Annotated in this window: 24 protein-coding genes; 9 read left to right on the top strand and 15 right to left on the bottom strand. The window is 68.7% G+C overall.

From position 1 onward, the window contains the following. Nucleotides 1–60: 60 nt before the first annotated feature. The 8 genes from cysD to HD841_RS08810 form a co-directional block, all read right to left on the bottom strand. Nucleotides 61–960, bottom strand: a complete 900-nt coding sequence (gene cysD / locus HD841_RS08845; protein WP_179508499.1) for a sulfate adenylyltransferase subunit CysD — start codon at nt 958–960, stop codon at nt 61–63. 58 nt (nt 961–1,018) lie between these two features. Continuing rightward, nucleotides 1,019–1,237: a hypothetical protein gene (locus HD841_RS08840; protein WP_179508498.1), complete on the bottom strand. Its 219-nt coding sequence runs from the start codon at nt 1,235–1,237 to the stop codon at nt 1,019–1,021. Between the two features lie 77 nt (nt 1,238–1,314). Beyond that, complete coding sequence (locus HD841_RS08835; protein WP_179508497.1) at nt 1,315–2,553, bottom strand: N-succinylarginine dihydrolase; 1,239 nt, start codon at nt 2,551–2,553, stop codon at nt 1,315–1,317. Beyond that, nucleotides 2,547–3,563 carry an arginine N-succinyltransferase gene (locus tag HD841_RS08830; RefSeq protein ID WP_179508496.1) on the bottom strand — a complete coding sequence of 339 codons (1,017 nt, stop codon included), beginning with the start codon at nt 3,561–3,563 and terminating at the stop codon, nt 2,547–2,549. Before HD841_RS08830 ends, HD841_RS08835 begins: the two co-directional genes overlap by 7 nt. Continuing rightward, on the bottom strand, nt 3,560–4,765 hold the full coding sequence (locus tag HD841_RS08825; protein WP_179508495.1) for a hydrolase: 1,206 nt from the start codon (nt 4,763–4,765) through the stop codon (nt 3,560–3,562). Before HD841_RS08825 ends, HD841_RS08830 begins: the two co-directional genes overlap by 4 nt. A 686-nt stretch (nt 4,766–5,451) precedes the next feature. Further along, entirely contained in the window at nt 5,452–6,384 is a 933-nt protein-coding gene (locus HD841_RS08820) for a DUF481 domain-containing protein (RefSeq protein WP_373562972.1), read from the bottom strand. Between the two features lie 48 nt (nt 6,385–6,432). Then, a complete protein-coding gene (locus HD841_RS08815) occupies nt 6,433–6,933 on the bottom strand; it encodes an RNA pyrophosphohydrolase (RefSeq protein ID WP_179508494.1) in 501 nt (166 codons plus the stop codon). Continuing rightward, nucleotides 6,930–7,925 carry an alpha/beta hydrolase gene (locus HD841_RS08810; RefSeq protein ID WP_179508493.1) on the bottom strand — a complete coding sequence of 332 codons (996 nt, stop codon included), beginning with the start codon at nt 7,923–7,925 and terminating at the stop codon, nt 6,930–6,932. The genes HD841_RS08815 and HD841_RS08810 overlap by 4 nt, the downstream gene beginning before the upstream one ends. A 54-nt stretch (nt 7,926–7,979) precedes the next feature. Between HD841_RS08810 and HD841_RS08805 the strand changes: the two genes are divergently transcribed. Both HD841_RS08805 and HD841_RS08800 read left to right on the top strand, forming a co-directional pair. Continuing rightward, complete coding sequence (locus tag HD841_RS08805; RefSeq protein ID WP_179508492.1) at nt 7,980–8,876, top strand: histone deacetylase family protein; 897 nt, start codon at nt 7,980–7,982, stop codon at nt 8,874–8,876. Between the two features lie 43 nt (nt 8,877–8,919). Further along, complete coding sequence (locus HD841_RS08800) at nt 8,920–10,110, top strand: SAM-dependent methyltransferase (RefSeq protein WP_257015376.1); 1,191 nt, start codon at nt 8,920–8,922, stop codon at nt 10,108–10,110. Between the two features lie 155 nt (nt 10,111–10,265). Here the strand turns inward: HD841_RS08800 and HD841_RS08795 are convergent, their stop codons facing one another. Together HD841_RS08795 and purF are read right to left on the bottom strand one after the other, a co-directional pair. Further along, the gene (locus tag HD841_RS08795) at nt 10,266–10,973 is read right to left on the bottom strand and encodes an SDR family NAD(P)-dependent oxidoreductase (RefSeq protein ID WP_179508490.1); all 708 of its coding nucleotides are present in this window, start codon (nt 10,971–10,973) and stop codon (nt 10,266–10,268) included. Between the two features lie 3 nt (nt 10,974–10,976). Beyond that, nucleotides 10,977–12,434 carry an amidophosphoribosyltransferase gene (purF, locus tag HD841_RS08790; RefSeq protein ID WP_179508489.1) on the bottom strand — a complete coding sequence of 486 codons (1,458 nt, stop codon included), beginning with the start codon at nt 12,432–12,434 and terminating at the stop codon, nt 10,977–10,979. Between the two features lie 124 nt (nt 12,435–12,558). On the opposite strand from purF, the gene HD841_RS08785 reads away from it, so the two are divergent. Continuing rightward, complete coding sequence (locus tag HD841_RS08785; RefSeq protein ID WP_179508488.1) at nt 12,559–12,810, top strand: DUF7218 family protein; 252 nt, start codon at nt 12,559–12,561, stop codon at nt 12,808–12,810. Between the two features lie 482 nt (nt 12,811–13,292). Here the strand turns inward: HD841_RS08785 and HD841_RS08780 are convergent, their stop codons facing one another. From HD841_RS08780 to HD841_RS08770, 3 genes are read right to left on the bottom strand one after another with little or no spacing between them, the layout of a single operon-like run. Further along, the gene (locus tag HD841_RS08780; protein ID WP_445013692.1) at nt 13,293–14,666 is read right to left on the bottom strand and encodes a cell wall hydrolase; all 1,374 of its coding nucleotides are present in this window, start codon (nt 14,664–14,666) and stop codon (nt 13,293–13,295) included. 2 nt (nt 14,667–14,668) lie between these two features. Continuing rightward, complete coding sequence (gene cysK, locus HD841_RS08775; protein ID WP_179508487.1) at nt 14,669–15,589, bottom strand: cysteine synthase A; 921 nt, start codon at nt 15,587–15,589, stop codon at nt 14,669–14,671. Continuing rightward, nucleotides 15,586–16,860: an MFS transporter gene (locus HD841_RS08770; protein ID WP_179508486.1), complete on the bottom strand. Its 1,275-nt coding sequence runs from the start codon at nt 16,858–16,860 to the stop codon at nt 15,586–15,588. Before HD841_RS08770 ends, cysK begins: the two co-directional genes overlap by 4 nt. A 593-nt stretch (nt 16,861–17,453) precedes the next feature. Here HD841_RS08770 and hisI point away from each other — a divergent pair. From hisI to HD841_RS08750, 4 genes are read left to right on the top strand one after another with little or no spacing between them, the layout of a single operon-like run. Then, nucleotides 17,454–17,813, top strand: a complete 360-nt coding sequence (gene hisI, locus HD841_RS08765; protein ID WP_179508840.1) for a phosphoribosyl-AMP cyclohydrolase — start codon at nt 17,454–17,456, stop codon at nt 17,811–17,813. Then, nucleotides 17,810–18,304, top strand: a complete 495-nt coding sequence (locus HD841_RS08760; protein WP_179508485.1) for a hypothetical protein — start codon at nt 17,810–17,812, stop codon at nt 18,302–18,304. Before hisI ends, HD841_RS08760 begins: the two co-directional genes overlap by 4 nt. 37 nt (nt 18,305–18,341) lie before the next feature. Next, on the top strand, nt 18,342–18,767 hold the full coding sequence (locus HD841_RS08755; protein WP_179508484.1) for a MerR family transcriptional regulator: 426 nt from the start codon (nt 18,342–18,344) through the stop codon (nt 18,765–18,767). A gap of 5 nt (nt 18,768–18,772) precedes the next feature. Next, complete coding sequence (locus HD841_RS08750; protein ID WP_179508483.1) at nt 18,773–20,575, top strand: acyl-CoA dehydrogenase C-terminal domain-containing protein; 1,803 nt, start codon at nt 18,773–18,775, stop codon at nt 20,573–20,575. A 292-nt stretch (nt 20,576–20,867) separates the two neighbouring features. On the opposite strand, the gene HD841_RS08745 is transcribed toward HD841_RS08750, so the two are convergent. Beyond that, nucleotides 20,868–21,122, bottom strand: coding sequence for a hypothetical protein (locus HD841_RS08745; RefSeq protein WP_179508482.1), 255 nt, complete (start codon nt 21,120–21,122; stop codon nt 20,868–20,870). Beyond that, nucleotides 21,119–22,123, bottom strand: coding sequence for an SDR family oxidoreductase (locus tag HD841_RS08740; RefSeq protein ID WP_179508481.1), 1,005 nt, complete (start codon nt 22,121–22,123; stop codon nt 21,119–21,121). The genes HD841_RS08745 and HD841_RS08740 overlap by 4 nt, the downstream gene beginning before the upstream one ends. Nucleotides 22,124–22,224: 101 nt before the next feature. On the opposite strand from HD841_RS08740, the gene HD841_RS08735 reads away from it, so the two are divergent. After that, nucleotides 22,225–22,806, top strand: coding sequence for a ClpP family protease (locus HD841_RS08735; RefSeq protein ID WP_179508480.1), 582 nt, complete (start codon nt 22,225–22,227; stop codon nt 22,804–22,806). An 80-nt stretch (nt 22,807–22,886) separates the two neighbouring features. Further along, nucleotides 22,887–23,672: a succinate dehydrogenase iron-sulfur subunit gene (locus HD841_RS08730; protein ID WP_163958972.1), complete on the top strand. Its 786-nt coding sequence runs from the start codon at nt 22,887–22,889 to the stop codon at nt 23,670–23,672. The last annotated feature ends 4 nt before the right edge of the window (nt 23,673–23,676 follow it).

Genomic DNA, 23,676 nt, shown 5'->3' with positions numbered 1-23,676 from the left:
CGTCGGTGCTTCGCACCGCCACCTCCCCCTGGCGGGGGAGGAATGTGTGAGCAATACGCATCAGAAATACCCCTCGCGCTTCTTCTTTTCCATGCTCGCGGCCTGATCGTGGTCGATCGCGCGGCCCTGGCGTTCGGAGGTGGTGGTGAGCAGCATCTCCTGGATCACCGCCGGCAGCGTCGCGGCCTCGCTCTCCACCGCGCCGGTCAGCGGATAGCAGCCGAGCGTGCGGAAACGGATCGAGCGTTCGACCGGCACTTCGCCCGGCAGCAGGCGGAAGCGGTCGTCATCGACCATCAGCAGCATGCCGTCGCGCTCCACGGTCGGGCGCGGCGCGGCGAAATAGAGCGGGACGATCTCGATCCCCTGATCGAGGATGTATTGCCAGATATCGAGTTCAGTCCAGTTGGACAGCGGGAAGACGCGGATGCTCTCACCGCGGTGGATGCGCGCGTTGTACAGGTTCCACAATTCGGGGCGCTGTGCCTTGGGGTCCCAGCCCTGGCTGGCCGAGCGGAAGGAGAAAATCCGCTCCTTGGCGCGGCTCTTCTCCTCGTCGCGCCGCGCACCGCCGAAGGCGACGTCATAGCCGCCCGCCTTCAGCGCCTGTTTTAGCCCCTCCGTCTTCCACAAATCGGTATGGCGGCTGCCGTGATCGAACGGATTGATGCCGGCGGCGAGCGCGTCGGGATTGGTGTGGACGATCAGCTCCATCCCGGCCGCTGCCGCCGCACGATCGCGCAGATCGTACATCGCGCGAAATTTCCACGTCGTATCAACATGAAGCAGAGGGAAGGGCGGCCTTGCCGGGAAGAAAGCCTTGCGCGCGAGGTGCAGCATCACTGCCGAATCCTTGCCGACCGAATAGAGCATCACCGGCCGTTCGGCCTCGGCGACGACTTCGCGCATGATGTGAATGCTTTCGGCTTCAAGCCGTTGTAAATGGGTCAGCCCGCTCATCCGCGTTGAGATAAGCATCCCGCGCCGGGAAGCGACGAACTTATCCTATTAGGCGGCCCTAGTCCGACTGCCGCCGCTCGACCGAATCGAGCAGCACGCCGCCCACCATGAACACCGCGATCGGGCAGCAGGCAAACAGCAGCCAGCCGCCGTAGCCCGGATAATGCTGAAGGTAGTGGATGCCGCGCTCCACCGCGCCGAGGCCAAGGCCGTAGATGACGAGGAAGGCCTCGAACTTGGTCTTGATGGTGAAGAGGCGTTTGATCCGGGTCCACATGCGCCTGCTTTAAGCAAGCACCGGGCCAATGGCGGAAATCCGCCATTTCCCGGGCTCGCGACAGGGTTAACTGTCAATTAACCCGACAGGCCCAGCGCCTCCCACAGGCGATCGTGCGCGGCCTCGATATCGCGGACGAGCGCGGGCTCGCCGAGCGCGCCGGGATCGATCGCCTCCGGCCACCAGCGTTGCACGATGGCGCCGATGGCGTCGAGCCTGGCCGCGTCGACCAGGAAGCGCGGATCGATCATGGCGGGATCGGCGACGACGCGCAGCCGCAGGCAGGCGGGGCCGCCGCCGTTCGCCATCGACTGGGTGACGTCGACCGTCTCGACGCGGCGGATCGGGCCGTTGCCCGCCTGATGCCGTTCGAGCCAGTTCCAGACCGCTTTGTTGCCCCTCGCTTCCTTGGGGACCACCAGCGTCGGACCGTCGGCGGTCGTCACCAGCTGCGCGTTGAAGAGGTAGGAGGCGATCGCGTCGGCGAGGCTGACCTCGTGTGCCGGGACCTCGACGATCTCCACCTCGGGGAGCAGGCGGCGCAGGTCGGCGTAGAACCGGTCCTTGTCGGCGAAGGCCTGTTCGTGCGCGAACAGCACGCGTTCATTGGCGACCGCGACGACGTCATTGTGGAAGGCGCCGGCGGCGACCGCCTCCGCCGATTGTTGAACGAACAGGGTCCGTGCGGGGTCGAGCCGGTGGGCACGGGCGATCGCGGCGCTCGCCTGCAGATGCTGGCGCGCCGGGAAATGACCGCCGGCGACGGTATAGACGAACACTTCCACGCCGGGCGTGTCGTGCGACGCGGCGAGCCGCATATGGTTGGCCGCGCCCTCGTCCCCGAACGGGGCCGGGATCGGCCCGTGCACCGCGAACGCGTCGTGCGCGAAGGCGATGCGCAGCTGCGCCAGCGTCTCGGGCCATTCGTGGCTGCGATGCGGCATCGTCATCAGGTTGGCGACGGTCAGATGGCAGCGGCCGTCAGCGGTGTCCGGGCCGGGCGAGACCGTCGCGGCATTGGCGGCCCACATCGCCGAGGCGGACATCGCCTGCGCCTGCAACAGCGGCGAGGCGGCGTCATAGCTGGTCGAGAGCGTCTCGAGCCAGGCGCGGTCGGGCCGGCGGTGCGGCAGCAGCACGCCCTGCGTCAGCCCGAGGGCGAGGCTGGCGCGCATCTTGTCGAGCCCCTGCAACGCCGCCGCGCGCGGCTGCGACACCTGACCGGCATGCGCGGTGGCGGCGAGATTGCCGACGGAGAGGCCGGCATAATTGTGGCTCGGTCCGACGATGCCGTCGAAATTGATCTCGATCACCACCGCGGCACCTGCAACACCTCGTCCCCCTCGCGCACGCCGAGCACCTCGGCGCAGGCGCGCGACAAGGCGATGCCGCCGTCGATATGGCGGACCATGCCGAACGCGCAGCGGAAGTCCGCCAGTCGCCCGACGGCGACCAGCGATTCGTCGCCGTCATCGCCATCGATCGCGACGATCCGCCGCTCGCGCGCCTGTTCGACCGTCTTCACCCGATCGGTGCGGGCGGTCATCGTCGGCCCGCCGTCGAAGATGTCGACATAATGTTCGTAGCTGAACCCCTCGTTCTCCAGCATCCGCATCGCGGCGCGGCCGCTGGGATGCGGCAGGCCGATCGCAGAGCGCGCCGCTTCGGAGAGCATCGCGGTATAGATGGGATGCTTGGGCATCAGGTCGGCGATCATCTGGTGACCGTTGATCGCGTTGAACTGGTCGGCGTCCTGGAAATTCATCCCGAAGAACCGCCCCGCCAGCCCGTCCCAGAAGGGCGAGCCGCCCGCCTCGTCGATCACGCCGCGCAATTCGGCGAGGATGCGGTCGGCGAAGCGGGCGCGATGCGCGCGGATGAACAGATAGCGGCTGCGCGCGAGCAGCAGGCCGAGTCCGCCGGCGCGCTCGCCGGGATGGAGGAACAGCCCGCCGACTTCGCACGATCCCTCCAGATCGGTGGTCAGCGCCAGCATCTCGGCGCGGAAGGTGCGCGCCAGTTCCTTGCTGTGCTGGGCCAGCGTGCCGAGGCGATAGCTGTAGAAGGGATGCTGCTGCCCGACCTGGGTGAACAGCTGGCAGGTGCCGCGCACCTCGCCGGTCGCGGCATTCTCCAGCATCAGCACGAACAGTTCGTCGGCGAGCGGCCCGTCCGTCCGGGCGAAGGCGGCGCCGGCCCGCTCCAGCTTGCCGCGCAGCGCCTTGCGATCAGGCGGCAGGTTGGTGAAGCCGCCGCCGGTGAGCTTCGCCATTTCGTAGAGATGCTGCAGGTCGTCGGCACGCGCCGCCCTGATCCGGAAGGTCATGCATGGCCCTTTCGCATGATGCGGTGGATGGTGAGCGCCGACAGCGCCGCGCGCTCGGCAAGGCTGTCGACGATCATGAATTCGTCCGCCGAATGGATCGCGCCGCCGCGCACGCCCATCGTGTCGACGACGGGCACGCCGGCGGCGGCGATATTGTTGCCGTCGCACACGCCGCCGGTCGCGCGCCAGCCGATCGCGATGCCCAGATCGCTCCCCACGTGGGCGACGAGGCCGAACAGGCGCTGCGCGCCGGCATCCACCGGCTTGGGCGGGCGGTTGAAGCCGCCATGGACGGTGATGGCGACATCGTGCGCCGCCGCGACGTCGGCGACGGCCGCGTCGATCGCCGCACGGGCGCGGGCGATCTCGGCGGCGGCGGCCGGGCGGAAGTTGATGCGCAGGACGGCAAGATCGGGGACGACGTTGTTCGGGCCGCCACCGTCGATACGCGCCGGATTGACGGCGAGCCCGGGCGCGCGGGCCTCCGCCAGCCGCACCGCGAGCGCGGCGGCGGCGACGATGGCGTTGCGGCCGTCGTCGGGATTGCGCCCGGCATGTGCGCTGCGGCCGCGCACGACGATCGAGAAATTGCCGGTGCCGCCGCGCGCGCCGGCGAGCGTGCCGTCGGGCAGCGCGGGTTCGTAGGTCAGCGCCGCCACCTTGCCCCGCGCGGCGCGGGCGAGCAACGCCGCGGACGACAGCGACCCGGTCTCCTCGTCGGAATTGATGACCACTTCGTAGCCGAGCCGCGCGTCGCCGGACGCCTCCACAGCCCGGAGCGCGGCGAGCATCACCGCCAGCCCGCCCTTCATGTCGGCCGTGCCGGGGCCGTTGATCGTGCCGTCGGCACGGTGGGTCAGCGTCTGGAAGGGATGATCGGCGGGATAGACGGTATCCATATGGCCGGTGAACAGCATCTGCACCGGCGCCGCCGGCCGGACGCAGAGATGGAGGTGGCGGCCGTGCGCGATGGCCGAGACGCGGCCGTCGGCGCCGACAGCTTCGGCGGCTTCCGGCTCGACCAGCGCGATCTCACCGGGCAGCACCGCGAAGGCGTCGGCGAGGAGGTCGGCCATGCGCGCGACGCCGGCGAGGTTGCGCGTCCCGCTGTTGACCGCCGCCCAGCGTTCGACCTGATCCAGCATCCCGGCCTGGTCGATCGCCTCGACCAGCGCCATTTCGTCGTCCGGCAATCCTCTCATCCCCGAACGTTAGCCCAAGGGCGGGGCGGGGGGAACCGGTGTGAGGCGCGAGGCGCGTGCGGTATCGGGGCGGTGCGCCGCGTTCCATGCTCTTCGGCGCACGCCGTACCCCCCGTGGGGCACGACAATCGTATATGGCTGGGCGGATGGGGGCCGATGGGCTTTTCGTTCGATGCGTCACCCCGGACGTGTTCCGGGGTCCACCCAGCCGCAAGAGAATGGTGTCGACTTAAGCCGTTCTCCCCGCCGCAGAGTGGACCCCGGAACAGGTCCGGGGTGACGGGGTGGGATGACGAGGCGGCGGACCCAAGCGAACGTCCACACGAAAGATTTGCCCTGCCGGGGCCGGCGCCATCTCCGGAGCTTGAATGTCGATCCCGCCTATGCCGGATCGACATTCGAAGCCTGGAGGAAATTCCTCCCCCTGGGCGGGCTATCACGTAGGAACGTGTCTGAGCCGGTCGCTTCCAACCCCATTCCGTCACCCCGGACGTGTTCCGGGGTCCACTTTGCGGCGGGGAGAAGGGTGTGATCCGACATCATTCTCTTGCGGATGGGTGGACCCCGGAACGAGTCCGGGGTGACGGCTATGATGAGGAAAGCGATCGAACCTCACCACCTCACCACCTCACCACCCCAGCCATAGGCAATGGCCCGTGCCCTGAGGGAGTGAAAGTCGATCCCGCCTAGAAGCTGTACACCAGCGATGCCCGGCTCGTCGTGTCGGTTGAGAGCGAGCCGATCGGCGGCATGCTTTCATATTGGACGTTGTACGACAGCGCGGCGGAGAGCGGCCCGATCAGCTTGGCGTTGACCGAGGTCGTGCCGCTCAGCGTCGAGTTCGAACTCTGCACATAAGCGGAGGCATTCTGCGTCACCGACAGGCCGGGCAGCAGGCGCCAGTTGAACGCCAACGTGCCGCGGGCCGCGATATTGCTCTGCTCGGTCTCGTCGGTGAACGACGTCTGGCGGAAGGCCGGGCCGAGTTCGATGTCGAGACGGATCGCCGAGGTCTTGATCGCGCTGTAGCCGACGCCGGTCGACGCTGAATAGCGATGGTAGAAGCCGAGGAAGCGATCCTCTTCATATTGCGCCGCGCCGTAGAGATAGACGCGGTCCTTGATCTTGTAGTTCGGTTCGTAGCTGGCGAGATAATGTTCGCGCGTCGTGATCCCGGCGTTCTCCTGATAGTCCGCCTGGATGTGGAACTTGTGCCGCCATTGCAGCCCCTCGCGGGTCAGGTCGAGCACCGCCGAGCCGCCCTTGCTGTCGGTGTTGCCGGTGGTGATGTAGCCGCCAAGCTCGGCGCGGCCGCTCCACAGGTCGAACATGCTCGCCTGGCGGATCGTCGTCTGCCGGGCCTGGGCGCGGTCGTTGCGCCATTGCTGCGCGATCGCGAGCACCGCGTCCGCGCTCGCGGGGTCGGCGAGGCGCGCATATTTGACCACCACCGACACGTCGCCGTCGTTGCCGCTCTCGATCGCGGCGTCGAGCATCGAGCGGATCGCGGCGGGGATCGGTACCTTGCTGTCGTCGGGCTCGCCGTCCACCGGCGCATTGGCGAGCAGCAGCGGGGCGAGGATCAGCATCAGGATCGGAGACAGCAGGACAGGGCGCACATTGCGCGCTCTACCCGCTGAGTCCGTTGAGAAAACCCCCAAAACAGATCAGTCCGTTTGCCGTGCGCCGAGATGAGGCCGGAACGCGGCGAGCACGGCCTCGTACAAGCCGCGTTTGAACGGCACGATCATCGCCGGCAGATCGTCGGGATCGCTCCACCGCCAGGCGCGGAATTCGGGATGCGGCGTGTCGATCCGCACGTCGCCATCCTCGCCCAGGAAGCGGAACAGGAACCAGCGCTGCCGCTGGCCGCGCCACTTGCCCTTCCACACCTTGCCGACGAGATCGTCGGGCAGATCGTAGAAGAATTCCTCCGGCGCCTCGGTGATCAGCGCGACCTTGTCGGGCGCGATGCCGGTTTCCTCGCCGAGTTCGCGGATCGCGGCAGCATAGGCATCCTCGCCCGGGTCGATCCCCCCCTGGGGCATCTGCCAGGCTTCCAGCGTCGTATCGATCCGCTGGCCGACGAAGACCTTGCCCTCCCGGTTGACCAGCATGACGCCGGCGCAGGGGCGGTAGGGCAGGCGGGCATTGGCGTCGTTGCTCATCGGCCGGCCGCCTGTGCCATGACGCGCGCGCCCTCGGCCTCGACGATCACGTCCTTCAACGCGGCGAGATAGCCCGCGACATCGCCGCAGGCGGAGGGGATCGCCTTTCGGAAGACGGCGAAGGCATGGATCATCCCGGTCGCCTCGCGGAAGACGGTCGGCACGCCCGCCCGGATCAGCGCGGCGGCATAGCCGCGGCCCTGATCGCGCAACGGGTCGAGCCCGGCGGTGACGATCACCGCCGGGGGCAGTCCGTCCAGCCTTGCGCGGATCGGCGCGCCGCGCGGGTCGGCGGGGTCGGCGCCATAGGCTTGATCGTAATAGAGCATCGCGTCCCGCGTCAGCAGATAGCCGCTGGCGAAATGGTCGAACGAGGGATAGTCGCTGGCGACATCGCCGCCGGCATCGGTGACGGGATAGATCGGCGCCTGCACGATCACCGGCACCGCCGCGGGCTCGTCGCGCAGGTCCATGGCGGCGACGATCGCCAACCCGCCGCCCGCGCTGTCGCCGCACAGGATCAGGCTGGTGACGCTGCGGTCGAGCGCCGCCGGGCTTTCCGCCACCCAGCGCGCCGCCGCCTCGCAATCGTCGGGGGCGGCCGGCCAGCGATGCTCGGGCGCGAGGCGATAGTCGACGGCGATCACCGGCACGTCGAGCACGCGGGCGATCTCCGCGCAGATGCCGGCATGCGTATCGAGGTCACCGACGACGAAGCCGCCGCCGTGGAAATAGACGAGCGCCGGCCCCGGCATGCGCGTCGCGCGCGCGTCGAACAGCCGCGCCGGAATGCTGCCGGCCGGGCCGGGGATCGCCAGGTCGCGGATCACCGCCAGTTCGCCGATCGGCAGATCGGTGACCGAGCGAGTCGCGCGAAACGCCTCGCGCGCCTCGGCCGGCGGCATCTCGTGACGAGCAGGTCCCGGCAAAGCGTTGAGATAGTCGAGGAAACTCCGCACGTCCGGGCGGACGTAGGGGGGCGTGTCGGTCATGCGTCTCTCCGCGGGCAGCTTGGGGAACGGCGGCCGCATCCCCAATTACCGATCGTGATCCCGATCGTCCATCATCCCGCCTATGTCGCGCCCGCGCCGGCGCGCTCCACCTACCGCTGGAACAAGAACGGCCTGATCCGCGACCTGCTGCTCGCCGAGGGCGCACGGGTGGCGTGGCACGAGCCCGAGCCGATGCCGCTGCACTGGCTGGAGGCTGTGCACGACCCCGGCTATGTCGCCGAGGTCCTGGCCGCCGAAGTGCCGCCGCTGAAGACCCGCCGGATCGGCTTTCCGGTGACGCCCGAGGTCGCGGCGCGAGCGCAGGCGGTGCCGGGCGGGACGTGGCTGGCGGCGCATCTCGCGCTCGAACACGGATTTGCGGCCAATACCGCGGGCGGCAGTCATCACGCGCTTGCCGATACCGGTGCGGGCTATTGCGTGTTCAACGACCTCGCGCTGGCCGCGGTGCGGCTGATCGAGGAGGGGACGGTGGAGCGACTCGTCGTCGTCGACTGCGACGTGCATCAGGGCGACGGCACCGCCGCGCTGCTCGCCGGCCGGCCGGAGATCGCCACCTATTCGATCCACGCCGAGAAGAACTTCCCGGCCCGCAAGGCGCGCTCGACGCTGGACGTCGGGCTCGCCGACGGGATCGGCGACGACGCCTATCTCGCCGCCCTGGCCGCGACGCTCGCCCCGTTCCTCGCCGAGCACCGGCCGCAGTTGGTCCTGTACCAGGCGGGGGTCGATCCCTTCGCGGGCGACCGGCTCGGCCGGTTGTCGCTGACGCTCGACGGGCTGGCGCAGCGCGAGCGGACGATCGCGCGCCTGACCCGCGGCATCCCGCTCGCGAGCACCGTCGGCGGCGGCTATGGCGACGATGCGCTCGCAATCGCCCGGCGTCATGTCGCGGCGATCCTGACGCTCGGCGAGGCGGTTGCGGCGCACTGATCCCTTTCGCAATCGGCCAAGCTGCGGCATGAGCGCCCGCGACATGGCTGCGGACACATTTCAGACACGCGCGCTCGCCCCGATCTTCCACCGCTTCCTCGACCGGATCGATGCCGGACTGGCGAGCGGCGGGATCGAGGCGCGGCTGCCCGACGGCACCCACCGGCTGCTCGGCGGGCGCAGGCCGGGGCCGGTGCCGATCGTCACCCTCCACCGCTGGCGGGCGCTCGTCCGGCTGGCGACGGGCGGCTCGGTCGGCTGGTATCGCGCGTGGCGCGACGGCGACTGGTCGAGCCCCGATCCGGTGCCACTGTTCGACCTGTTCATGCGCAACCGCGTCGAACTGGCCGGGGTGGCGCGGGCGAGCGGCTGGTCGAAGCTGCTGCTGCGCGGGTGGCACCGGCTGCGGCGCAACGACAAACAGGGCGCGCGGCGCAACATCGCCGACCATTACGACCTCGGCAACGATTTCTACCGCGAATGGCTCGACCCCAGCCTGACCTATTCGAGCGGGATGTTCGAGCGCGGCGACACGCTGGAGGACGCGCAGGCGCGCAAGCTCGCTGCGATCCTGGCGCGTACCGGCACCGCGCCGGGCGAGACGATCCTGGAGATCGGCTGCGGCTGGGGCTCGTTCGCCGCCACTGCGGCGGCGGGCGGGCGGCGGGTCCATGCGCTGACGCTGTCGACCGAGCAGAAGGCGGCGGTCGACGCGCGCGGCCTGCCCGGCGTGACGGTGGCGCTGACCGACTATCGCGATGTCGAGGGCCGGTTCGACGCGGTCGCCAGTATCGAGATGGTCGAGGCGGTCGGGCAGGATTACTGGCCGGCCTATTGCGATACGCTGGCGCGGGTGCTCAAGCCCGGCGGGCGCGCGGCGCTGCAATATATCAGCATCGCCGACGACGTGTTCGAGCGCTATGCGAGCAGCGTCGATTTCATCCAGCGCTATATCTTTCCCGGCGGCATGCTGCTGTCCGAGAGCCGGTTCCGCGCGCTGTGCGAGGCGCGGGGGCTGGCGTGGACCGATCCGCACAGCTTCGGGCTCGATTATGCGCAGACGCTGCGCCACTGGCGCGAGCGGTTCGAGAATGCCGACAAGGCCGGGCGCCTGCCCGAACGGCTCGACGCGCGCTTCCGCGATCTGTGGCGCTATTACCTGATGTATTGCGAGGGCGGCTTCCGCGGCCGCGGCATCGACGTCGCACAGGTGACGCTGGTGAAGCGCACATAAGTCCTCCCCCGAAAGGGGGAGGTGGCGCCGCGAAGCGGTGACGGAGGGGGAGGACAGGGGAGCAGCTTCGATAACCGCTGCCGCCGTTTCCTCCCCCTCCACCATTCGGCTGGCGCCGAATGGTCCCCCTCCCCCTGGCGGGGGAGGGATTAAAGTTACCCCACGCGTTCGCGGTGGCCTGGCTCGAAGCCGGCGATCGCCAGTGCGACGATCCGCTCCGCCACGACCTCCGGCGGCTTGACCGATTCGGGCGCCTCGCCCGGATAGGCGCGGGCGCGCATCTTCGTCCGGGTCGCGCCGGGGTCAACGATCGCGGTGCGGATCTTGCTGATGTCCGCGGTCTCGTCGCCATAGGCGCCGAGCAGCGTCTCGAACGCCGCCTTCGACGCGCCATAGGCGCCCCAATAGGCACGCGGGTTGCGGCCGACGCTGGAGGTCAGCCCGATCACCTTGCCCGCCGCCGCCTTGCGCAGCATCGGGTCGAACGCCTGGATCATCGCCACCTGCGCGCTGACGTTGAGCGTCAGCACCTGCGCCAGTTCCTTGGCGTCGATCGCCGGCACCGCGGCGAGGCTGCCGAGCATCGCCGCGTTGAGCACCAGCACGTCGAGCGCCTGCCAGCGCTCGCCCACCGCCGCGGCGAGCCGCGCGATGCTGTCGGTCTGCGTCAGGTCGAGCGGCGCAATCGTCGCCGAGCCGCCGGCGTCGAAGATCGTCTCCTCGACCGCCTCCAGGTCCCTGGCGGTGCGCGCGGTCAGCACGACATGCGCGCCGGCCGCGGCGAGCGCGATGGCGGTCGCGGCGCCGATGCCGCGGCTCGCGCCGGTGACCAGCGCGAGTTGGTTCGCAAGCGGCTGGCCCATGCGTTAGTTGACCCGCTCCGCAAGCATCGCGAACTGGTCGACCGCGACGCTGTCGTCCTGGTCGGTCAGCGTCGTCGGATAGTCTCCGGTGAAGCAGGCATCGCAATATTTCGGCCGGATGTCGGCGCGCTTCGCCTCGCCCAGCGCCTTGTACAGGCCGTCGATCGACACGAACGACAGGCTGTCGGCATGGATGAAGTCGGTCATGCCGCCGAGGTCGAGCTTGGCGGCGAGCAATTTGGCGCGCTCGGGCGTGTCGACGCCGTAGAAGCAGCTATGCCGCGTCGGCGGGCTGGCGATGCGCATATGCACCTCGGCCGCGCCGGCATCGCGCATCATCTGCACGATCTTGAGGCTGGTGGTGCCGCGCACGATCGAATCGTCGACGAGGATGATCCTCTTGCCCTTGATCAGCGCGCGATTGGCGTTGTGCTTGAGCTTGACGCCGAGGTGGCGGACCTTGTCGCCCGGCTGGATGAAGGTGCGGCCGACATAATGCGAGCGGATGATGCCGAGCTCGAACGGAATGCCCGATTGCTGCGCATAGCCGATCGCCGCCGGCACGCCCGAATCGGGCACCGGGATGACAAGGTCGGCCTCGACCGGCGTCTCGATCGCGAGCTGCGCGCCGATTTCCTTGCGGACGGAATAGACCGACTGGTCGCCGGCGATCGAATCGGGGCGGCTGAAATAGACCCATTCGAAGATGCACGGCCGCGGCGCCATCGGCGCGAACGGGCGTATCGAGCGGATCTCGCCATTCTGGACGATGACCAGCTCGCCCGGCTCGACCTGACGTTCGAAGGTGGCGCCGCAGACGTCGAGCGCCACCGTTTCGGAGGCGAAGATCACTGCGCCGTCGAGCTTGCCCATCACCAGCGGCCGGATACCGAGCGGATCGCGGCAGGCGATCATGCCTTCGGGGGTCATCACGACGAGGCTGTAGGCGCCCTCGATCTGCTTCAAAGCATCGATGAAGCGGTCGAGCAGGGTGCGGTAGTTGGACGTCGCGACGAGATGGATGATCGTCTCGGTATCGCTGGTCGACTGGAAGATCGAGCCGCGCCGGATCAGCTCGCGCCGCAGCTTCATCGCATTGGAAATGTTGCCGTTATGCGCGACGGCGAAGCCGCCGCTGGCCAGTTCGGCATAGAGCGGCTGGACGTTGCGCAGCGCAGTCTCGCCGGTCGTCGAATAGCGGACGTGGCCGACCGCATAGTCGCCGGGCAAGGCGCGGATCACGTCGTCGCGATCGAAATTGCCGGCGACATGGCCCATGGCGCGATGGGTGTGGAAGTGATGGCCGTCGAAGCTGCTGATGCCAGCCGCCTCCTGGCCGCGGTGCTGGAGCGCGTGCAGGCCGAGCGCGACGAGCGCCGCGGCGCTGTCGCTGCCGGATACACCGAATACGCCGCACTCTTCGCGCAGCTTGTCGTCTTCAAACGGATGGGTCGTCAGCATGGTGGCGGGGGCTCACATCGTGCGGGTGGCCATATAGGAGCGCATTCCGCGTTTGTCGCGTATTTGTAATGCGCAAATCGAACCGATTGTCGCGAGGTGCGTTCCGGGCGCGAAAGGACAGGCGATGGCGAAGGATCACGGCGCACAGGTCAAGGACGACGCGCTCTACGAGGAACTGCGCAAGCAGGGCAATTCCAAGGAGAAGGCGGCGCGGATCGCCAATGCGAAGGCGGCCGGCACGCTCGATCATCCCGGCGGGAAACTGGAGGACCGCAGCAAGGCGGACCTGCTGAAGGAGGCGCGGGAGATCGGCATCGAGGGGCGCTCGAAGATGGACAAGGCGGCGCTGGTGAAGGCGATCCGCGGGCATGGATAGGCGTCGTGGCGCGGAACCGTGCTGCAACCACCCGTCACCCCGGACTTGTTCCGGGGGCCACCGGGCCGCAGGGGAACGGTATCCCCTCAAGCCGCGCTCCTCGCCGCGGAGTGGACCCCGGAACGAGTCCGGGGTGACGGGGTGGGTGGGTAGAGCGTCGATGAGACATACCGCTCGCTCGCCAGCGGCAGGTGGCGCGCGGCAGACGAAGCCAAGGGGAAGGCGGACGCCGGCCGTTTCGCGGTAGTGGCGTCCGGCACCTCGCCACGCGGCACCGTATCCCCTTGCGCCGCACGCTGCTCAGTCCCGCTACCGGCAGCGTGGCGCGGTACTGCGCCTCGACCACCCGTCACCCCGGACTTGTTCCGGGGTCCACCGGGCCGCAGCGGAACGGTATCCCCTCAAGCCGTGCTCCTCGCCGCGGAGTGGATCCCGGAACAAGTCCGGGGTGACGGGGTGGGTGGGTAGAGCGTCGACGAAACCTAGCGCTCGCTCGCCAGCGGCAGGTGGCGCGCGGCAGACGAAGCCGAGGGGAAGGCGGACGCCGGGCGTTTCGCGGCAGGGGCGTCCGGCACCTCGCCACGCGCCACCGTATCGCCCTTGCGCCGCACGCCGCCCAGTTCCGCCACCGGCGTCGCCGTCGGCACCGGCGTCACCGTGGCGACCGGCATGGCCGTCAGCAGCACCTGCTGCTTCATGCACTGGCGCCGGTCCGGTCGTGGATATTTGCTGCAATTCCACAGCGTCCGCTCCAACCCGGCGTCGCGGTCGCGGATATAGCTGAACGCCATCGCCGCGACCTGATCCGCGGTCAGCGGCGCGCTCGTCGGCGTCTTCGCCGCATCGCTCCACGCCGAGAAGCGGCACGCCTTGCGCTCGCCGCACGCCTTGGCGGCGATCGTCGGGTATAATTCCGGCTGCACGCCCCAGGGCAAAGTGACGAAGAAACTGTCGCCGTCGGCGGCCGAGGCGGTGAACGGCGCGGTCTCGCCCGCCACGCCATCCGGCGCGACCAGCCCGAGCGCTGCCGACGCCTCGAGCAGCGCCGCGTCCGCTTCGGCCAGCGCACCGCCCAGCTTGTGCGCGTCGGACAGCGGCGCGAGCTGCGCGATCACTGGTTCGCCGGAGCTCACCTGCCGGTTGAAGGCGGCGGGCGTGCCCCACCAGCCCGTCCACCGGAAGAACAGGTGGCTGTGCACCGCGACGACCTTGTCGAGGCTCGCCTGCCAATAAGGCACAACCCAGTCGGTATGATAGTGCGTGGCATAGCCGACCGGGCGATAGACCGCGCCACCCAGCGCCATTGTCGCGACCTCGCGCGCGCGCCGCCAGGCGTCGGCGGTCGGCGTCCAGCGGGTCAGCGCGTGATCGCAGGCGAAGCTGAACTGGCAGCCGGTGCTGCGCTCCTGCCCCTCGAAGATCACGCCGCAGACGGTCTTGGGAAAGGCGGGATGGCGCAGCCGGTTGAGCACCACCTGCGCGACCGCGCGTTCGCCCTCGCTATCGTCGCCGGCCTCGTAGAGCACGCCCGCCGCCAGACAGTCGGTGGCGCGGGCGCGATCCTCGGCGCTGCCGGCGAAGCGGAACGGCCGCGCCGCGGGGTTGGGCAGATCGGAGAAGGGGACGCTGGCGTTGAACGCCCTGGCGTCCTCGGGCGTCAGGTCGATGAACGCCACCGGCTCGACCGGCGGCAGCTCGGCGGCGGGCACGACCCGGCGTTGCAGCACGACGCGCTTGTGCGGCTGCGGAATCGCGGGCGGATGGGTGACGACGAGGGCGGGGACGGCGACTGCGACAAACGCGGTCGCCGCCAGCACCGCGCGCAGCCACAACGGGCTGCGCGCCACGGGCGTGATGGTCACTGTTCGGGCAGGAAGTCCGGCACCGACAGATACCGCTCGCCGGTATCATAGTTGAAGCCGAGCACGCGCACGCCGTCGGGCAGGTCGGGCAGCTTCTGGAGGATCGCGGCGAGCGTCGCGCCCGAGGAGATGCCGACGAGAATGCCCTCTTCGGCCGCGGAACGGCGCGCCATGTCCTTGGCGACCGCGGCGTCGACCTCGATCACCCCGTCCAGCGCCTGGGTGTGCAGGTTGCGCGGGATGAAGCCGGCGCCGATCCCCTGGATCGGGTGCGGCCCCGGCTGGCCGCCGGCGATGACCGGCGAGGCGGCGGGCTCGACCGCGAAGACCTTGAGGTTGGGCCAATGCGTCTTGAGCGTCTCGGCGACGCCGGTGATATGGCCGCCGGTGCCGACGCCGGTGATGATCACGTCGATCGGCGAATCGCGGAAGTCGTTGAGGATCTCCTGCGCCGTCGTGCGGACGTGGACGTCGATGTTGGCGCCGTTTTCGAACTGCTGCGGCATCCACGCGCCGGGCGTCTGGTGGACCAGCTCGATCGCGCGTTCGATCGCGCCCTTCATCCCCTTCTCGCGCGGGGTGAGGTCGAAGGTTGCGCCGTAAGCGAGCATCAGGCGCCGCCGTTCGAGCGACATCGATTCGGGCATGACGAGGACGAGCTTGTAGCCCTTCACCGCCGCGACCATCGCGAGGCCGACGCCGGTGTTGCCGCTGGTCGGCTCGATGATCGTGCCGCCGGGTTTCAGGTCGCCATTGGCTTCCGCCGCCTCGACCATCGCCAGCGCGATGCGGTCCTTGATCGATCCGCCGGGATTGGCGCGTTCGGACTTGATCCAGACTTCCGAGTCCGGGAACAGCTTGGCGACGCGGATGTGCGGCGTGTTGCCGATCGTGTCCAGGATGGTGTTGGCCTTCATGGCTTGGCTTCTCCGTGCTGCGGTTCGATCTGTAACATGTCGGGCGGGTCGAAGGTCCGTGCGGCGCGCAGTTCGGGGAAGAGCCGCGACCACAGAACGGTGACGACGATCGCCGCGATGCCGCCGAAGGCGACCGCGCCGACCGGGCCGAGCAGCGACGCCATCAGCCCGCTTTCCGCCTCGCCAAGCTCGTTCGACGCCGAGATGGTGAGCTGCGAAACCGCGCTCACCCGGCCGCGCATTGCATCGGGTGTGTGGAGCTGGATCAGCGACTGGCGGACGTAGACCGACACCATGTCCGCGCCGCCCGCGACGATGAGGGCGGCAAGGCTGAGCGGGAAGGAGGTCGACAGGCCGAAGGTGAGCACGGCCAGCGCGAAGATGACCACCGCGATCAGCATCTTGGTGCCGACATTGCTGTCCATCGGCCGGAACGAGAACCATAAGGCGGTCACCGCGGCGCCGATGCCCATGCCGGCAGCGAGCACGCCCAGCCCCTGCGCGCCGACATGCAGGATGTCGCGGGCGTAGATCGGCAACAGCGCAGTGGCACCGGCGAGCAGCACGACGAACAGGTCGAGCGTGATCGTCGCCAGCACCAGCCGGTTGTTGCGGACGTAATGGAAGCCGTCGAGGATGCGGGCGAGCGGCCGCTTGTCGGTCTGCGCGGGCGGCTGCGGCACCGGGCCGATCAGGAACATCGTCGCGAGCGCCAGCACGAACAGCCCGGTCACCGTCGCATAAGCGACGTCCGGATGGATCGCGTAGAGCAGGCCGCCGACGCTCGGCCCGGCGATCGAACCGACCTGCCAGGCGATCGACGAGATCGCGATCGCGGTCGGCAGGCTCTCGCGCGGCACCAGATTGGGGGCGAGCGCCGAATAGGCCGGTCCGGTGAACGCGCGTGCGACGCCGATCAGCACCGCGGCGAAGAACAGCGCCGGCAGGGTCAGGTCGCCGAAATAGGTCAGCACGCCGAGGAAGGCCGCGACCAGCGCGATCAGGGCGGTCGTCGCGCGGACGATCCAGCGCCGGTCGACGCTGTCGGCGACGAGGCCGGTGACGGGCGTCAGCAGGAACAGCGGCACGAACTGCGCCGCGCCGATCATGCCGAGCAGGAACGCGGCCTGCCGCACGTCCATCGTCTCGCGGGCGAGGCCATAGACCTGCCAGCCAATGACGATCGCCAGCGCGGTCTGCGCTATCGTCCCCGACAGGCGCGACAGCCAGTAGCTGCGGAAGTTGGCGATGCGGAAGGGATGGGTGGCCATTGATGCGCAGCTTTGCCGCGTGCGCAACGCAAGGGCAACATAGTTGCGCTTGATCGGGGTTCGGTTCGAAGAGCGGGGGCAGCCGGGATCCACTCCGCGGCGGGGAGAAGGGCTCGGTCCGACCCCATTCCCCTGCGGCCGGGTGGACCCCGGAACGCGTCCGGGTTGACCAGGCTGACGAGGAAGTCGATCGAACCTCACCATCTCAGCCATACGCAGTTCGGGGCGAGACGGGGTGACGACGCCCACCCGGTCGTCCTCTTCGCGGAGGAGGGGCCCCATACACGCTGACGGTGCGACGCAAGCCCGACCTGCGCGTATGGATCCCCGCCTTCGCGGGGATGACCTGTTTGAGGTTCGCGGGTGGATCCCCGCCTTCGCGAGGATGACCTGTGTGGGGTTCGCGGGGGTGCCACTTGTGGAGGCAAACGCGCCCGACGCTCGCTCGGAAGAGCTTCGGCGAGGGCCGGGTGACCGATGCGGCCAAGCAGCGCAAGACCAGTTGCGCGGGGGCGCGCCGGTTGTCCGGTTCGGGCGGGCCGGACGGCTTTCCGATGGATGACGCCGCCTTCACAGCCGCTATACGGGCCGACATGGCCGACCCCCGCGAAACCGAACTCGTCCTCGATCCCAAATACGACGCCGCCGGGCTGATCACCGCGGTCGTCACCACCCGCGGCGGCGCGCTGCTGATGGTCGCGCATATGAATGCCGAGGCGCTGGCCGCAACGCAGGCGAGCGGCGAGGCGACCTTTTGGTCGCGCAGCCGCGGGCGGTTGTGGAAGAAGGGCGAAACCTCCGGCAACGTGCTGCGCGTCGTCGAGATGCGGATCGACTGCGACCAGGATGCTGTGTGGGTCATCGCCGATCCCGCCGGCCCGGCCTGCCACACCGGCGCGACGAGCTGCTTCTATCGCCGGATCGACGGCGACCGGTTGCAGGCGATCGAATGAGGCGGGTGCTGCTGGCGGCGCTGTTGCTCGCCGGCTGCGGGTCGCCGCAACCGGCGCCGCAGGACACGCCGGGCAGCCGGCTGGAACGCGCCGCTTTGCGGGCCGGACTCGTCGTCGATCCCGCGCAGGCGAGCATCGCCGGCTCCTGGGCGGCCGATACCGACCGGCTCTGCATCGTTCCCGCCGACCGCGACAGCTTCCGGATCGGCGCGCTGATCGACTATGGCGAGGGGCAGGGCTGCGCCGCCGCCGGCACCGCGCGCCGTCGCGGCGAGACGGTGGCGGTGACCTTCGGCGCCTGCCGCTTCGACGCGCGCTTCGACGGCGACCGCATCGTCTTTCCCGCGACGCTGCCGGCGGCGTGCGACCGCTTCTGCACCGGCCGCGCCTCGCTCGACTCGCTCACCGTGAACCGGCTGAGCGGCGCGGTGGCGGAGGCGGCGACGCTGCGGACGCCGTCGGGAAAACGTCTGTGCGCGACGGGTGCGTAGGTTGACGTTGACGTAAACGTGATCTAACGGTCATGCCATGGCCTCGTCACCCGCTTATGCCGTGATCGAACATCGCCACGATCGCGAGAATTTCACGATATCCGACCTTTGCGAGGAGTTCGGCGTCACCGCGCGGGCGTTGCGCTTCTACGAGGACGAGGGGCTGATCGCCCCCGAACGACGCGGGACGCAGCGCATCTATTCGCATCGCGACCGCGCGCGGCTCGCCTGGATCCTGCGTGGCAAGCGCGTCGGCTTCAGCCTGGGCGAGATCCGCGAGATGATCGACCTCTACGATCTCGACGACGGCCGCCGCCTCCAGCGGCAGGTGTCGATCGACCGCTGCCGCGCGCGGATCGAGCTGCTCGAACGCCAGAAGCAGGACATCGACGCCGCCATCGCCGAGCTCACCGAATTCGTGGCGGTCGTCGAGGCCGTCCATATCGCCGACACACAAGGATAATCCGGATGCCCCAGTATACGCCCCCCGTCCGCGACACGCGCTTCATCCTCGAACACGTCGTCGGCCTGCAGAATTACGCGAACCTGCCCGGCTTCGACGCCGCCACCCCCGACGTGGTCGAGGCGGTGCTGGAGGAGGGCGGCCGCTTCGTCGCCGAAGTGCTGTTCCCGCTCAACCAGTCGGGCGATCTCGAAGGCTGCACCCGCCACGAGGACGGCAGCGTCACCACGCCGGCCGGCTTCAAGGAGGCGTACAACCAATATGTCGAGAGCGGCTGGGCGACGCTCGGCAATGCGCCCGAATATGGCGGGCAGGGCATGCCGCACGTCGTCTCGATCGCCTTCCAGGAATATATGATCTCGTCGAACATGGCCTTTGCCATGTACCCCGGCCTGACCCATGGCGCGATCGCCGCGCTGGTCGCCAAGGGCAGCCCCGAGCAGCAGCAGATGTACGTCCCCAAGATGGTGTCGGGCGAGTGGGGCGGCACGATGAACCTCACCGAGCCGCAGTGCGGCACCGACCTCGGCCTGATCCGCACCAAGGCGGAGCCGCAGGCGGACGGCTCCTATGCGATCACCGGTACCAAGATCTTCATCTCGGCCGGCGAGCACGACCTGACCGACAATATCATCCACCTCGTGCTGGCCAAGACGCCGGGCGCGCCGGACAGTTCGAAGGGCATCTCGCTGTTCGTGGTGCCCAAGGTGCTGGTCAACGACGACGGCAGCCTCGGCGAGCGCAACGCGGTCACCTGCGGCTCGATCGAGCACAAGATGGGCATCCACGCCAATTCGACCTGCGTGATGAACTATGACGGCGCCAAGGGCTGGCTGGTCGGCGAGGAGATGAAAGGCCTCGCCGCGATGTTCATCATGATGAATGCGGCGCGGCTCGGCGTTGGGTTGCAGGGGCTCGGCATCGCCGAGGTCGCCTATCAGAACGCCGTCCAATATGCCGAGGATCGCCGTCAGGGCCGCGCGCTCACCGGCCCCAAGGAGCCGAACGAGAAGGCGGACACGCTGTTCGTCCATCCCGACATCCGCCGCATGCTGATGGAGGCCAAGGCGTGGACCGAGGGGCTGCGCGCGCTGTGCCTGTGGGGCGCGTTGCAGGTCGACCTGGAGCATCATGCCGGCACCGAGGAGGAGCGCGAGATGGCGGGCGACCTGATCGGCCTGCTCACCCCGGTGATCAAGGGCGTCGGCACCGACAAGGGCTATGAGGTCGCGACCAATGCGCAGCAGGTCTATGGCGGCCACGGCTATATCGCCGAATGGGGCATGGAACAGTATGTCCGTGATGCCCGGATCGCGATGATCTACGAAGGCACCAACGGCGTGCAGGCGATGGATCTGGTCGGCCGCAAGCTGGCGCTGAAGGGCGGCCGTGCGGTGCAGGCGTTGTTCAAGATCGTCGGCGAGGAGACCGCGGCGGCCGAGGGGGTCGAGGCGACCGCGGTGATCGCCACCGCGCTCAAGAAGGCGCTGGGCGAGCTGCAGGCGGCGACGATGTGGTTCATGGCCAACGGCATGAAGAACCCCGAAAACGTCGGCGCGGGTGCGGTGCCGTACATGCATCTGATGGGCATCGTCGCCACCGGCCTGATGTGGCTGCGCATGGCGAAGGCCGCCGCCGAGCTGAAGGCGACGGGTGAGGGCGATGCGGCGTTCCTCGACGCCAAGCTGGTCACCGCGCGCTTCTTCGCCGAGCGGATCGCCCCCGACGCCGGCGCGCTGCGCCGCAAGATCGAAGGCGGCGCGGAAAGCCTGATGGCGCTGCCTCCCGAGATGTTCCGGGCGGCCTGATGGTCGTTGCCCCTCCTCGCGTCGGCGGGGAGGGGCATATCGGTGCGCTGGCCGGTGCGGCAGAGTTAGGATATCTGACCCATATCTAAGCGCGCCGGGTTCCAAGCCCGCCCCGTCACCCCAGACGTGTTCCGGGGTCCACTCTGCGGCGAGGAGGAGGGCTTGTTTCCGCGCCATTCTCTTGCGGCTGGGTGGACCCCGGAACGAGTCCGGGGTGACGGATCTGACGAGGACGCCGGCGGGATCCCATCATCGTAGCCATGTGCGATGGCCATGCCCCATGCGGGAGGGCCTAGGCGGCGCTTTCTCCTTCGGGCTTCAGCTGCGCGGCGAGCGCCCGGATCGCCTGTCCGGTGAAGACGGCGACGCGTTCGCCATCCACCTCGACCGCGCGCTCCGGTCGCAGCACCGCATCGTTCTGCAACCCGTTGTCGAGCGCGAGCCACGCGCGCACCGCGTCGGCGAGGTTGGTGACCTCCGGAACCTCGTTGCCGCCGCGATCGACGTTGGCGAGGACCGCGCTCATCTGCCATTCGATATCGCTCATGCCGCATCCTTTCGTCCGTAGAGGAACGCTCCGATCGCCGCCGCGGCGACCGCCGCCAGAGCCGTCGTCATTTCAGAATGCTTGGCCGCTGCCGTGTACAGGCTGGTCTTGCGCGCGGCGGGATGCTCGCCCGAATGGGCGCGGCCGGTGTCGGCGCTGGTGAACAGGTTGCTGGGCGCGGGCTGTTCCTTCTTCGGGTCGACGAACATCGCAGCGAGCGGGGCGATCCGGTCGAACAGCTTGGGAAAGTGCGCCGCGAACAGCGCCTGGGCGCGCCCGGCGCCGCCGACGGTGATGTCGCGCTTGGCATGCGTCGCGCAGAACAGGATCGCGTCGGCCACCAGTTCGGGCGCGTAGACCGGCGGCGGGATCTGCGCCTCGCCGGGCTCGTGATTGGCGGCATGCTGCGCGATCGGCGTGTCGATCCCCGACGGCTTCACCAGCGTCACCTGTATCGGCACGCCGTCGCTCGCCAGTTCCATGCGCAGCCCGTCGACATAGGCTTTGACCGCATGTTTGGTCGCCGCATATGCGGCCATGATCGGCGTCGGCATGTCCGCCGCGATCGAGCCGACGGTGATCAGCGTGCCCCGCGATTCCGTCAGATACGGAATGGCGGCGAGGCAGCCGTGCACCGTGCCGAAATAATTGGTGCGGAACAGCTGGCGATGCTCGTCATCGGGCAGCGCGACGAGCTTGCCGTAGATCGAGGTGCCGGCATCGTTGACCCAGGTGTCGATCCGTCCGAACCGCTGGTTGGCATGCGCCGCCGCGGCGCGCACCGCATCGGCGTCGCCGACATCGGCGGCGTAGGCATCCGCGGTGCCGCCGGCCGCGACGATCTCCCTGACCGCGTCGCGCAGCGCGGTTTCGTCGCGCGCGACCAGGACCACCTTGGCGCCGCGCTCCGCCGCCATCCGCGCCGTGACGAGACCGATGCCGGAACTGGCGCCGGTGATCACGATCACCTGGTCGGCGAGGGGCTTACGTGCTGGTTTCATGGCAGGATCTTTCGCTGGGTCGCACGCCAAGCGCCCCAGCACCGTGGCGGTTCCGAGCGGTTGGGCGGGAACCTTGCCAAGCCACGACGGTTCGCCGCGCCATGACCGACTCCGAACGCGCCAACGTGGCCAGCAAATATCCCTTGCTCGCCTTCCCGCATGTCCAGCTCCACGGCACCGTGGACGACATGATGTACGCGCGTTTCAAGACGCAGCTCGCCGAGGCGCCGCAGGATGGCCCGCTCGTCGTGTCGATCACCACGCTTGGCGGCGACCCGGAGATGGGGCGGGCGATGGGCGACGACATCCAGCTGCTGCGCGATTATACCGGCCGTGAGACGCTGTTCCTCGGCAAGGTCGCGGTCTATTCCGCCGGCGCGACGTTCATGGCGGCCTTTCCGGTCGAGAAGCGGTTCCTGACCCGCGGCACCCGGCTGATGCTCCACGAGCGGCTGATGACCAGCACCGTCCAGCTTGCCGGCCCGCTCACCACCTTGCCCGCCGTGCTCAAGGCGAAGCTCCACGAGATCGAGGAATCGATCAAGATCCAGGAAGAGGGCTTTCGCGAGATCGTCCGCGGTTCGTCGGTCACGCTCGACGAGCTGCGCAGCAAGGCGCCGTCCAACTGGTATATCGAGGCCGAGGAGGCGCGCCAGCGTGGCCTCGTTCTTGATGTGATCTGATCGCGACCTATCTCTCGGGGGTTGCACTCGCCGGACGAAAGGCATAGCCGCAACGCAGCATATAGAGGAGCGTTGCGGCGATGGCCGAGTTCACCCTGCCCAAGAACAGCAAGGTCAAGGCGAAGGGCAAGGTCCATAAAGCGACCGGTGACGCGAAGCGCATCAAGACCTTCAAGGTCTATCGCTACGACCCCGATACCGCCGAGAACCCGCGCTACGACACGTTCGAGATCAACCTCGACGAATGCGGCCCGATGGTGCTCGACGCGCTGATCAAGATGAAGGCCGAGCAGGATTCGTCGCTGACATTCCGCCGCTCGTGCCGCGAGGGCATCTGCGGCTCGTGTTCGATGAACATCGACGGTCGCAACGGCCTCGCCTGCACCACCGCGATCGAGGACGTGAAGGGCGAGGTGAAGATCACGCCGCTGCCGGCGATGGACGTCATCAAGGATCTCGTTCCCGACTTCACGCACTTCTACGCGCAATACAGCTCGATCAAGCCGTGGATGCAGACGGTCAGCCCGCCGCCCTCGGGCAAGGAACGGCTGCAGTCGCCGGAGGATCGCGCCAAGCTCGACGGTCTGTACGAGTGCATCCTGTGCGCCTGCTGCTCGACCTCGTGCCCGAGCTATTGGTGGAACGCCGACAAGTTCCTGGGACCGGCGATCCTGCTCCAGGCCTATCGCTGGCTGGCCGACAGCCGCGACGAGATGACCGGCGAGCGGCTCGACCAGCTCGAGGATCCGTTCCGCCTGTATCGCTGCCACACGATCATGAACTGCGCGAACACCTGCCCCAAGGGGCTCAACCCCGCCAAGGCGATCGCCGAGGTCAAGAAGATGGAAGCCGAGCGCATCCTGTAAGGGC

This window comes from Sphingomonas melonis (assembly GCF_013409985.1).
Classification (GTDB): Bacteria; Pseudomonadota; Alphaproteobacteria; order Sphingomonadales; family Sphingomonadaceae; genus Sphingomonas; species Sphingomonas melonis_A.
This window is presented reverse-complemented; position numbering and strand designations above follow the sequence as displayed.

Bases quoted from the DNA above. Each gene is read 5' to 3' on its own strand.
- HD841_RS08770 (WP_179508486.1), bottom strand. From the start codon at position 16,860: ATGGCCACCCATCCCTTCCGCATCGCCAACTTCCGCAGCTACTGGCTG.
- HD841_RS08795 (WP_179508490.1), bottom strand. From the start codon at position 10,973: ATGGGCCAGCCGCTTGCGAACCAACTCGCGCTGGTCACCGGCGCGAGC.
- cysK (WP_179508487.1), bottom strand. From the start codon at position 15,589: ATGAAGGCCAACACCATCCTGGACACGATCGGCAACACGCCGCACATC.
- HD841_RS08760 (WP_179508485.1), top strand. From the start codon at position 17,810: ATGAGGCGGGTGCTGCTGGCGGCGCTGTTGCTCGCCGGCTGCGGGTCG.
- HD841_RS08800 (WP_257015376.1), top strand. From the start codon at position 8,920: ATGGCTGCGGACACATTTCAGACACGCGCGCTCGCCCCGATCTTCCAC.
- HD841_RS08785 (WP_179508488.1), top strand. From the start codon at position 12,559: ATGGCGAAGGATCACGGCGCACAGGTCAAGGACGACGCGCTCTACGAG.
- cysD (WP_179508499.1), bottom strand. From the start codon at position 960: ATGAGCGGGCTGACCCATTTACAACGGCTTGAAGCCGAAAGCATTCAC.
- HD841_RS08755 (WP_179508484.1), top strand. From the start codon at position 18,342: ATGGCCTCGTCACCCGCTTATGCCGTGATCGAACATCGCCACGATCGC.
- purF (WP_179508489.1), bottom strand. From the start codon at position 12,434: ATGCTGACGACCCATCCGTTTGAAGACGACAAGCTGCGCGAAGAGTGC.
- HD841_RS08810 (WP_179508493.1), bottom strand. From the start codon at position 7,925: ATGACCGACACGCCCCCCTACGTCCGCCCGGACGTGCGGAGTTTCCTC.
- HD841_RS08840 (WP_179508498.1), bottom strand. From the start codon at position 1,237: ATGTGGACCCGGATCAAACGCCTCTTCACCATCAAGACCAAGTTCGAG.
- HD841_RS08815 (WP_179508494.1), bottom strand. From the start codon at position 6,933: ATGAGCAACGACGCCAATGCCCGCCTGCCCTACCGCCCCTGCGCCGGC.
- HD841_RS08825 (WP_179508495.1), bottom strand. From the start codon at position 4,765: ATGAGAGGATTGCCGGACGACGAAATGGCGCTGGTCGAGGCGATCGAC.
- HD841_RS08740 (WP_179508481.1), bottom strand. From the start codon at position 22,123: ATGAAACCAGCACGTAAGCCCCTCGCCGACCAGGTGATCGTGATCACC.
- HD841_RS08745 (WP_179508482.1), bottom strand. From the start codon at position 21,122: ATGAGCGATATCGAATGGCAGATGAGCGCGGTCCTCGCCAACGTCGAT.
- hisI (WP_179508840.1), top strand. From the start codon at position 17,454: ATGGCCGACCCCCGCGAAACCGAACTCGTCCTCGATCCCAAATACGAC.
- HD841_RS08750 (WP_179508483.1), top strand. From the start codon at position 18,773: ATGCCCCAGTATACGCCCCCCGTCCGCGACACGCGCTTCATCCTCGAA.
- HD841_RS08830 (WP_179508496.1), bottom strand. From the start codon at position 3,563: ATGACCTTCCGGATCAGGGCGGCGCGTGCCGACGACCTGCAGCATCTC.
- HD841_RS08735 (WP_179508480.1), top strand. From the start codon at position 22,225: ATGACCGACTCCGAACGCGCCAACGTGGCCAGCAAATATCCCTTGCTC.
- HD841_RS08730 (WP_163958972.1), top strand. From the start codon at position 22,887: ATGGCCGAGTTCACCCTGCCCAAGAACAGCAAGGTCAAGGCGAAGGGC.